Source organism: Leuconostoc sp. S50, assembly GCF_016624925.1.
In the GTDB taxonomy this organism is placed as follows: Bacteria; Bacillota; Bacilli; order Lactobacillales; family Lactobacillaceae; genus Leuconostoc; species Leuconostoc pseudomesenteroides.
Genome location: NZ_JACVUE010000021.1, coordinates 1 through 8,888, shown reverse-complemented (window position 1 = coordinate 8,888; position 8,888 = coordinate 1). Strand labels below are relative to the sequence as shown.

Genomic DNA, 8,888 nt, shown 5'->3' with positions numbered 1-8,888 from the left:
TGTTGCCTAAGTAACTGAATAAAAATAGTCCAATTTATTGACTTCTGAGCATAGACAAGCGCTGTGTGGTTTGTGGTAAGTCTCACGCCGATTTTGCACACGTTGATAGTGTGGGTGCTAACGGCGGCAATCGTCAGAAGATAAAACATTTAGGATTACGATCAATGAGCCTGTGCCGTGAACATCATCAAGAGCAACATAAGATAGGCATTCAGTCATTCATGAATAAGTACCACCTGAACGGTATCAAGATTGACGAAAAAATAGCTTTGGCACATGGACTGAATATGAGGTGAACAAACTGAATAAAGTAATTTTAGATTTAACGTTTCTTAAACAGGTGACGATAAACAAATATATTGACGCAGAACGAAAAAATAGGTATGCAGGAGCACGTTTAAAACGTCTCGCTACTACTTTTACACCAGAAACGTTTTTTCACAGGCTATGGTCGATAATATAGCTTTTGAATGGCCGTGCAAATTGAAACTTGATTAGTATTTACCAGATGGCAGAATAGATCCAGATAATTGGGCGTTTCTCAAGAAGTTTATTTTTGACGGTATGCAGACAGCTAAGGTGCGAGGCAACATATTTTTACAAAATGACAACATAAAACACATCAAGGGGTTTGACGAAGATTTTTATATCGATACATCAAATCCAAGATTGGAAATATACGAGCTAATTGTAACAAAAAAGCCATCAGACAAAAATGAACACTGTGGCTAGAAGAAAAATTATGATTGCTTGCCAACAGAGCCCGATGGCGGACCAAAAAATTATGTGGCTGTTTTTAATGACAATACCTATAATTAGCACTAAAAAAATAATGATTGCAAATGAAATGACATAGGTCATACGATTCCCCCAAATTTTATACAAAATATTATTCTAACAAAAAAGGAGATAAATGCAAATTGATGATTGAAATAGGACACAACTTACAGCATGCGATTGAGTTGGGCATGTATTTGTCAGCAATGGTCGCAGCGGTGAATATCGTGATGAAATTTGTGACAGAAATGAAAACTCACTATAAGTGATTTATGTAGACAAGCATCAATACTTGTATTGTTATACCGAAAATAGAAATCGCTTTCGTGCCACGGCTATGTATTAAAAAGCCAATCAGAAGAGTGATCAGCAATAGAAAAATCATAAAGTAAATTAAAGCGTGAAGTAGTAATAAGGTCATAGTACCTCCTAACGTTTTTAATATTATAACATGTAGAAAGAAGAGCGAAAAATGGCGGACAGGATTGATAAATATCTAAGTGATTATTTCTCGAGCGTGATCGAAATGCAGATTAGGCTACGCATTAGAGAACTTGAAACGCCAACGTCATTTGATGAAAATATAGGCGGTGGAAAGGCAGAAAATAAGCGTAACATTCAAACTGAAAATGACAACATCATTCAGGAAAGCGATTATATTTTGCAATCATTCATTAGAGACAGATGGTTTATGACTAATTTCCTAAAGGTGCTGACCAGTGAAGAAAGAGCCATGCTTGAATTGCGTTATGATCGTAGAAGAAAGCGAAGCTGGCTTCAAGTGGCAAGCATATTGTCAAAGTCAGAGAGTCAGTGCTACCGAGATATGCAGAGAATTAAACAGATTTATAGGACTTCTGTTTTTGCTAGTCGAGCTGTGGAAAACTGAAAGTCTCAAAAAGACGCGAGTTTTGTGAAAGTTTTTAGCTTGAAAACGGTGCTATTTTTGTATCATCAAATAGTTAACAAAAAATACTGATGAAGTAGTAATATACTTCTGTGGGGTTTATTAGCGAAGCACCCACAATACTCCTGGGGAGTACAAATCATAACAAAATACGTTGATTGAAATATCGACAACACCGAAGAACGCCGACGACGTTCTTTTTTATTTGGGGTTATTGCTCATTCATTAAAAGCAAACGTGACTTATGTTAAGATACCGGGTGATTTGTAAATAATAAAAATGTGTAATATTGCCAATAGTATTTACGTTGACTATTACAAACCAGTAGTCGCTTGTCTGCGATTGCGTAAATAGTGGTAGTTTTAAAAAAATAATATACATTGTTAATACTAAAAAAATTTTCTAATAGATTGGACACTTTTTCAGGTTGCTAAAGCATTTATACTTTGTTAATATCATAAAGAAAAAATAATCTAATTTTAAGTAACGATTATAAAAACACAAATTTGAAATGAATTCATTCATTCATTCCGGTTTAACTGGTGAACGACTATGTTTTTAGGACGGATTGAAATTTCTTGTGAAAACAAAATCAAAAACAAAAAGAATTGATCGTAACATTTTAGCCAATGGTGCTATGAGTTTACTAGCCACCATTATCGGTGGGCTTATAGCATTTGTTCCAGTTATCATTCAACAAAATTATGAGACTAATCGATCTAACAGAGAATACATAACACGAATGAGAATTGACAAAGATCAGGAATTATCTAAAGACTTAGTAGTTTATTACAATGGATTAGATGATTATTTATCCAGTATAATTAGCGAATATCAAATGAAATCAGTTGACAGTAGTGATGAGTTTTTGAAAAGAAAATTAACTATATTGAGTAAGTTATACTCGTATAATATGTTAAATAATAAAGATTTTAGAAATGTTGATATTCTAATTCCGTTTTCGTCCGATAGCACAGGTGAGAAATGGGGAGAAATGCAAAATTTATCAAAGGCTTCATTTGATACATTAGTCGAAAAAGCTCAACCCAACCTTTTAAACGAGAATAAATCTATTTCGGATCAAGAGACGTTGAAAACTTTTATTTACATACAAAATAATATGTATTCAAAATACAAACAGTTGATTCAGGATGTAACAGAAGATTTGTCGAAACAAGTCAAGAAAATTGAAGGAAAACACTCGTAGAAAAATTTTGTAATAGTTAATATTTGATAACTTTCTTATCACTAAAATCACGCTGTCCAATTCGTGTATTTGTTATAGATACGCAAGTTGGACTTTTTATTTGGAGAAAACTATGAAAAAAGATGACGATTATGGACTTGTCGCCAGTAATGATGAATTAAACATCTACCGCAGGCTAGACAGGCAACAAAAATATAACAAGAAGCACAAGAAGGCATCTAAACGCAAGTCGAATACAGACAAGCGCAAAGATGCCTTTTATGATGATAGGAAGTGGCGATAATGGGCTACACAAAATGGACTGATGAATTAAAGAAGCGTGTTCAAGAATTGAGTAAGCAAGGACTTGATTCAAGAAACATAGTTGAAAAACTTTATGATGAAACAGGCGTTTATTATACGAGACGTTCCGTGCAACGATACGCAAGCGTAAAAGCACCACAACCTCATAATGACGAAAATGGCCATTTTAGTATCGAGCCTCAATATAGCTATGTTAGCGACGGCAAGGTTGATGATATTAAAATCACAGCCAAGTATCTACTACTGAATGAGCAGACACAAAAGACACCAGAAGATATCCTTGAGTATCTTAATCTTGATGTCAACGACTGGCATATCGTGTCAGCAATTCCAAACCAATGGACGACACAAACAGACAATGGACCAAAGTGGAACTTCCAGTTAAAGGTTAATGTTAAGCCAAAGCTAGATGATGAATTAACACCACAAGATATTGTTAATCTGTTCAAAGCAGACATTAAGCCATACACAGTCAAACAGGTTGCACGAGATACGCACAATTTGGTTGTACCGCTTCCTGACTTACATTTTGGTATAACAACTAGCATGCTTGATGTTAAAGGTCACTTAGATAGGCTTTTAGAGCTTATCAATAAGGGATACAAAACGATTGTGATTGAACAGCTTGGTGATCTATTCCATTCTAGTCAGATGTGGTCATCACAGACTTTAAAAGGCACGCTAGTTGATGAAGTCAATATGGTACAAGCTGTTGAGGATGCTAAACAGTTCTTTGACGTGCTGGTAACTGCTGCATTGCAAAACAATACAACGCTTCACATCAAACAAATGGCGGGCAATCATTCAGGCAACATGGAGTACATGTTCATGGAGTATTTGAAAGCCAAGTACCCACAAGTTGTTATCAAGAACAATATCCAGTTCCGTGATGCTTATTTGTTGGATAACGTGGGTATCATGTTAGCTCATGGTGACTTAGCACCTAAGAACTTGCCTATGCTATTTGCTAATGAGTTCGGTGGTGTCTGGTCACTATCTCATAGTCGTGAAATCCACAAAGGTCATTTCCATAAGGAAAAGATAGTTGATGAGGGTGGCGTGATTAGTCGACAACTCGGAACAGTTAAGCCGAATGACAATTATGAAATCATGAACGGTTGGACGTTATCCAAGAAAGAGCCATATGCACTTGAGTATGATAGCGACAAGTTAGTTGCCGAGTGGCACGTTTAACTAAAAGTAGTGAGTCATCTCATCAATGCTTTCAAAAAAGTGGTTAATGAATTCTAAAGCGCCGCCTGAAACCAATTCAAATACCATGAAAAGCAAGGCGACTAATAACAACAGCATTATCCATGTTTGTTGAGCATTCGTGAATGATGCGCGAGCAGGATAAAATGATATAACAGTTCCTATAGCGGTTACGATGATGAGCACTTTTAATAAGTCAATAATTATATTGATCATAATTGTATATCCTTAATTTAGATTATGTTACTAATATTTTAATCCAAAAAATTAGGTTAATGTAAATAACGCTTGAAAAATATACAATCTGCAATTTCTAATCCAACCCACGTCTCTCTAGTAGTATAATTACTGCTATTGGAGGCTGGAAATGTGAATCAAAAAGAGGCATACAAAAAATTGACTCAACTGTATGAAACTGAGAAGATTAACTCAGTTTTGATATATGGAGAGGATATCAAAAAAATTATATTGACGACATTTGTTTTTGCCTTAAAAATGTCTGGCAAAGCGGGAATTCTTTTAAGGGTTCACAGTTATTATTATGCTCAACAACTCATAAAGAAAACATTTGAACAATATTCATATCATTATAATATAAACTTGAAAACGCCTTCTGAAGTATCTATTTTTGGTAAAAATATACTGTCACATCGCTGGGACCAATATAACTGTTTGCCAATTAGTTATGATGTTAGTGTGTATTTGAAGATAAATAACTCTGTTGAACACTCAGACGGAGTAATGTTTTACAATTTGAAGCGGGCTTTAAGTAATGACACTTCACAACTACGTATATTGATATTTGATGGAAGCGAACCGCCATCCAATTTATTTGATATTCAAGACAGAACCAGCACGTGTATTCAAATTGATTAAGCGCATAAGCGCTTTTTATTTTGCAGTGAATGAGGAGAAAAGATGAAACAATTTATACATGATTGGATTCACTTAACACAAGGAGAAATGTTTATAAAGTATTGGCATTTGTGGTTGTTTATGGTGTTGAGTGCGTTACTGATTTCTATTGTTGGCGTATGGTGGCATGATGACATTTTCAACCAACATTAAAAAACATTGCAAGAACGTGTTGATGCTCAAAAAGCAAAAGACTTACGTGACAAGTTAAAACAATGGGAACGACACATTGAACCACTTTTAATCAAACGTGGCGATAGCGTTGAATCTATACTTCGATATAAAAAACTTTATTTTAGTGATGATGATGTTAGAAAATAACTTGACTATCTTTATTTAAGAAAGCTTTATCCAAATCGGCATTCTCAGCGTGAGCCAACTAAACCAACTAAGCAGTGAGGAGAACGTTATGCAATGTTTAATGTTCAATCGCATACTAAGCCGTAACGAGAAACAACTATTAAGGAGAAATAACATGAAAAAAGCAATTCTAGTAAATGATTGTGCAGGTGTTGAAGCGTTAAACATACTGCTTGATAAGGGATATACGGTTGAGAGTGTAGATGACCATGGCGTTTATATTCTTAAGCGTGATGAGTTGAAAGCTGAACCAATTAAAGCCGGCAGTTTTAAACCTGAATCAATCAGAGAATTATCACGTGATGAAATCAATAAAATCAATCGTAAGATTATTGAAAAATCTCTTGCAACACCAGACACGAAACAACCACACATTCGCATTGAATTTGATGATATCCGTGATGTGCCAAAGGTGTGGGTAGATGGTGAACTGATTGGTGACGGTGCAGAAGATAAGCCATTGGTTAGTATTAAGGTTGGTTGGAACACTGACACAGCGGTTGAAGGTCACAAAGAGTTTGACATTAACTATCTGGATTTGACTAGTGAGCGTCCAATGTATAGAGGGTTTCGTCAAGGTACACCGAGATAAAATTACTGTGTTACACACGTTCAAAAGAACTATAATGTAGTCATAAAGTGAGGTATGAGTATATGAAGTTTGGAATGAGAACACCGTCAATCAAAAAGTCTATCAGCGCTAGAACAACCGGACGTGCCAAACGAGCCGTTAAGTCAGCGATCAATCCTACTTATGGCAAGAAAGGAACTGGCTTCATAACTAATCCAAGTAAGTCAATTAAGAATAGCGTTTATCACAAGACAACCAAAAGTGTTTGGAGTTTGTTTAAGTGATGTAAGCTCAGCTCAGCTCAGTAAATTGAGTTGGGCTTTTTGTATACATAAATTTAAGGAGTAAGTATGGCTAGAGTAAAGATATGCCGTAAGCCTGACTGTCATAATACCACACCTTATGAGCAAGACAATTCATACTGTGAGATACACAAGGCAATGTATCGACCTAAGCCAGAGTTCAAGCCTAAGTCATCTTATGAACGCAAGCGACAGCAACGTGAGTACAACGCTAATAAGCGTGACAAAGAAGCTAATGAGTTCTACCACAACAAAACGTGGAAACATTTATCAGCAGGACTCAAGCAACAAGCTATGTTCACATGCGAGTGTTGTGGACGTACAAGTACAACCAAAGGTTATTTAGTTGTGGATCCTATCATCCCCAGAAAGATAGATAAGCGTAAGCAACTTGATAAGGATAACCTATGGGTGATATGCAAGAGGTGCCACTGGTACAAGGGTATGCTTGAAGATGATGTCTATACTGATGGCTTATTCCTAGAGAACATTGACACTAGCAAGTCATGGGGGAAGGATAAAGTAAGACAATGGATATTGGATTCGATTAAACGTCATGATGAAAGGAAAGATGATTTATGAAAGAAGTAATAGATGATGTTGTTGTTTGTTTTAATGGAACAAATGCAAACAAAGAACTAGAAAACAAAATTAGTTTGCTAAATGTTCCATACAAACGAACTCGTAACAAGTTGATTGTTGATTATGGATTTGTGATTGTTAATATTCATTTCCTAACCAAAAACAGTAATTTTGACGCTTTCCACTTTAAACACATTAAAATCAGTGAGATGTTGTCAACAGAAGGTCGACCGGAAGACATTTTTAAAGTGCTAAAGATGTTGCAAAGTGGCAGATTTATCTTTGAAAACTACCAAAATAAAAAAATACCCCCGGGTGGGGTTGTTTGGAGGGAGCGTCACAAGGTGGCGTCCTCGTTTTTCGTAAATGCAGAAATCAAAAATTTTTGAATGGGCTATTTTAAAATTTGAAACGTTATTATATCAACGTTTAACGTGTTGTAAATATGCATTTAGTATACCACAAACTTTTGATGAAAGGGGGTGTTTGTTTGGTAAATAAACGTAATTCAGGTCGCAAACGGACGACTAGCACTGATGAATCTGTCAGAGCAGACCAACGCGAACGTAATTTAGAGTTCCAAGAAAAACAAAGTGAGCTTACTGAACTACAAGACAACCCTCCTCGTCATTTGGATGGTTATGGTGTGACACTGTGGCGAAAGTTAGTTCCGGAACTAAAGCGCCTTGGAACAATTAAACAAATTGATACAGTTAATTTGGAAGCTTTTTGTTCATTGTACGGTACATATCGGATGGCTGAAACAGATGTACAAAAGAATGGCATATTCGTTAGTTTTGAAGTTGATAAAAAAAATTCGACGAAGAAACAGGTGAAGCAGTAGTCGTAGGAAAAGAGACGAAATATGATCGTTCAAAGAAAAATCCGGCTTATTCAATAATGAATGATAGTATCAAGACTTTGAAATCATTAGCTGTTGACTTAGGTTTGTCATTTGATGCAAGGTCTGGTCAACTAGTCCCAAGTGAAATTAACGTTGCTGAAAACAAAAAAGACGATTTAAGGTTGGTGAAGTTTGGTGCAGACATTTAATTGACAGATATTAAAGAAGCTGTTAAATCGGAAAAACGAAGATATAAACGTTATCTAGATAAATATAATGATCCAGCTACCCAATATGCTTTTGACGTTTTGTTTACTAGTAAATATGTGACTGGTAGGGATGCGCAATTAGCTTGTTTTAGACATTTACAAGATTTAGGAAGACAACGTGATAGTGACTTTCCTTATCATTATGATACTGACTACGTCACAATGATTGAAAATTTTACTCGAATGCTTCCTAATCCTGATAATTTTAAAGTTAATTTGAAACCATATATCAATCATTTGTATTAGATAGTGTACTGGGGTGGCGTACAGAAGAAAATGGGACTAGATTTACCACAGTTAACTTCAGTGAAGCAAGACGTCAAGGTAAAACTTTTATTGCTTCAATGTTGATGAATTTTTACTATTTCATGGTTGCTGCTGAAGCAACATCTCAAGATTTTCTTGTTGCAAGCTATGATAGTGAGCATGCTACCAAATTATTCAACGATGTATCGATTCAAGCGAAAAAACTGATTAAGCTACCTGAGTTCAGAGAATGGGCTAAAGAAAACGACGTTGATGCACAAACGCAACAAGTTATTGGAAGAATTAATAAAAATACTATTCGTAAGGGAACATCTGAAGGAGTGCTCAGAAGTCAATAAATTGGACTATTTTTATTCAGTTACTTAGGCAACA

At 35.5% G+C, this 8,888-nt stretch carries 16 protein-coding genes and 1 pseudogene; 16 read left to right on the top strand and 1 reads right to left on the bottom strand.

Annotated elements, in window-relative coordinates:
* Nucleotides 1-44 precede the first annotated feature (44 nt).
* The 6 genes from IAE53_RS11160 (at nucleotide 45) to IAE53_RS11140 (ending at nucleotide 4,388) form a co-directional block, all read left to right on the top strand.
* Entirely contained in the window at nucleotides 45-296 is a 252-nt protein-coding gene (locus IAE53_RS11160; protein WP_233610768.1) for a putative HNHc nuclease, read from the top strand.
* Between the two features lie 627 nt (nucleotides 297-923).
* Nucleotides 924-1,046: a hypothetical protein gene (locus IAE53_RS11585; protein WP_255527386.1), complete on the top strand. Its 123-nt coding sequence runs from the start codon at nucleotides 924-926 to the stop codon at nucleotides 1,044-1,046.
* Nucleotides 1,047-1,249: 203 nt separating this feature from the next.
* Nucleotides 1,250-1,666: a DUF722 domain-containing protein gene (locus IAE53_RS11155; protein ID WP_188353680.1), complete on the top strand. Its 417-nt coding sequence runs from the start codon at nucleotides 1,250-1,252 to the stop codon at nucleotides 1,664-1,666.
* 598 nt (nucleotides 1,667-2,264) lie between these two features.
* A complete protein-coding gene (locus IAE53_RS11150; RefSeq protein WP_200136511.1) occupies nucleotides 2,265-2,891 on the top strand; it encodes a hypothetical protein in 627 nt (208 codons plus the stop codon).
* A gap of 112 nt (nucleotides 2,892-3,003) precedes the next feature.
* Nucleotides 3,004-3,174, top strand: coding sequence for a hypothetical protein (locus tag IAE53_RS11145; protein WP_010291512.1), 171 nt, complete (start codon nucleotides 3,004-3,006; stop codon nucleotides 3,172-3,174).
* Nucleotides 3,174-4,388, top strand: coding sequence for a helix-turn-helix domain-containing protein (locus IAE53_RS11140; protein ID WP_200136512.1), 1,215 nt, complete (start codon nucleotides 3,174-3,176; stop codon nucleotides 4,386-4,388). The genes IAE53_RS11145 and IAE53_RS11140 overlap by 1 nt, the downstream gene beginning before the upstream one ends.
* Here the strand turns inward: IAE53_RS11140 and IAE53_RS11135 are convergent, their stop codons facing one another.
* Nucleotides 4,389-4,622 (bottom strand): hypothetical protein, encoded by a 234-nt coding sequence (locus IAE53_RS11135; RefSeq protein WP_010291515.1) that lies wholly within the window; start codon nucleotides 4,620-4,622, stop codon nucleotides 4,389-4,391.
* A gap of 153 nt (nucleotides 4,623-4,775) precedes the next feature.
* Here IAE53_RS11135 and IAE53_RS11130 point away from each other — a divergent pair, with 153 nt between their 5' ends.
* From IAE53_RS11130 to IAE53_RS11650, 10 genes and pseudogenes are all read left to right on the top strand, one after another.
* The gene (locus IAE53_RS11130; protein WP_010291516.1) at nucleotides 4,776-5,282 is read left to right on the top strand and encodes a hypothetical protein; all 507 of its coding nucleotides are present in this window, start codon (nucleotides 4,776-4,778) and stop codon (nucleotides 5,280-5,282) included.
* Nucleotides 5,283-5,324: 42 nt separating this feature from the next.
* Nucleotides 5,325-5,474 carry a hypothetical protein gene (locus IAE53_RS11125; protein ID WP_188353683.1) on the top strand — a complete coding sequence of 50 codons (150 nt, stop codon included), beginning with the start codon at nucleotides 5,325-5,327 and terminating at the stop codon, nucleotides 5,472-5,474.
* A gap of 6 nt (nucleotides 5,475-5,480) precedes the next feature.
* Nucleotides 5,481-5,642 (top strand): hypothetical protein, encoded by a 162-nt coding sequence (locus IAE53_RS11120; RefSeq protein WP_200136513.1) that lies wholly within the window; start codon nucleotides 5,481-5,483, stop codon nucleotides 5,640-5,642.
* Between the two features lie 154 nt (nucleotides 5,643-5,796).
* Nucleotides 5,797-6,273, top strand: a complete 477-nt coding sequence (locus tag IAE53_RS11115; RefSeq protein WP_200136514.1) for a hypothetical protein — start codon at nucleotides 5,797-5,799, stop codon at nucleotides 6,271-6,273.
* A 62-nt stretch (nucleotides 6,274-6,335) separates the two neighbouring features.
* Complete coding sequence (locus IAE53_RS11110) at nucleotides 6,336-6,536, top strand: hypothetical protein (RefSeq protein WP_188353685.1); 201 nt, start codon at nucleotides 6,336-6,338, stop codon at nucleotides 6,534-6,536.
* A 66-nt stretch (nucleotides 6,537-6,602) separates the two neighbouring features.
* Entirely contained in the window at nucleotides 6,603-7,136 is a 534-nt protein-coding gene (locus IAE53_RS11105; protein WP_200136515.1) for an HNH endonuclease, read from the top strand.
* Nucleotides 7,133-7,525 carry a hypothetical protein gene (locus IAE53_RS11100; protein WP_188353687.1) on the top strand — a complete coding sequence of 131 codons (393 nt, stop codon included), beginning with the start codon at nucleotides 7,133-7,135 and terminating at the stop codon, nucleotides 7,523-7,525. The genes IAE53_RS11105 and IAE53_RS11100 overlap by 4 nt, the downstream gene beginning before the upstream one ends.
* A 101-nt stretch (nucleotides 7,526-7,626) precedes the next feature.
* The gene (locus IAE53_RS11505) at nucleotides 7,627-7,980 is read left to right on the top strand and encodes a phage terminase small subunit P27 family (protein WP_234456363.1); all 354 of its coding nucleotides are present in this window, start codon (nucleotides 7,627-7,629) and stop codon (nucleotides 7,978-7,980) included.
* A 56-nt stretch (nucleotides 7,981-8,036) separates the two neighbouring features.
* Nucleotides 8,037-8,189 (top strand): hypothetical protein, encoded by a 153-nt coding sequence (locus IAE53_RS11500; RefSeq protein ID WP_234456362.1) that lies wholly within the window; start codon nucleotides 8,037-8,039, stop codon nucleotides 8,187-8,189.
* Nucleotides 8,190-8,836 (top strand): annotated as a pseudogene (locus IAE53_RS11650) (terminase large subunit domain-containing protein); the annotation flags it as partial.
* Nucleotides 8,837-8,888 lie beyond the last annotated feature (52 nt).

Coding starts and splice junctions, on each gene's coding strand:
- IAE53_RS11585 (WP_255527386.1), top strand. CDS start 924: ATGATTGAAATAGGACACAACTTACAGCATGCGATTGAGTTGGGCATG.
- IAE53_RS11115 (WP_200136514.1), top strand. CDS start 5,797: ATGAAAAAAGCAATTCTAGTAAATGATTGTGCAGGTGTTGAAGCGTTA.
- IAE53_RS11155 (WP_188353680.1), top strand. CDS start 1,250: ATGGCGGACAGGATTGATAAATATCTAAGTGATTATTTCTCGAGCGTG.
- IAE53_RS11100 (WP_188353687.1), top strand. CDS start 7,133: ATGAAAGAAGTAATAGATGATGTTGTTGTTTGTTTTAATGGAACAAAT.
- IAE53_RS11500 (WP_234456362.1), top strand. CDS start 8,037: ATGAATGATAGTATCAAGACTTTGAAATCATTAGCTGTTGACTTAGGT.
- IAE53_RS11145 (WP_010291512.1), top strand. CDS start 3,004: ATGAAAAAAGATGACGATTATGGACTTGTCGCCAGTAATGATGAATTA.
- IAE53_RS11105 (WP_200136515.1), top strand. CDS start 6,603: ATGGCTAGAGTAAAGATATGCCGTAAGCCTGACTGTCATAATACCACA.
- IAE53_RS11140 (WP_200136512.1), top strand. CDS start 3,174: ATGGGCTACACAAAATGGACTGATGAATTAAAGAAGCGTGTTCAAGAA.
- IAE53_RS11110 (WP_188353685.1), top strand. CDS start 6,336: ATGAAGTTTGGAATGAGAACACCGTCAATCAAAAAGTCTATCAGCGCT.
- IAE53_RS11135 (WP_010291515.1), bottom strand. CDS start 4,622: ATGATCAATATAATTATTGACTTATTAAAAGTGCTCATCATCGTAACC.
- IAE53_RS11125 (WP_188353683.1), top strand. CDS start 5,325: ATGAAACAATTTATACATGATTGGATTCACTTAACACAAGGAGAAATG.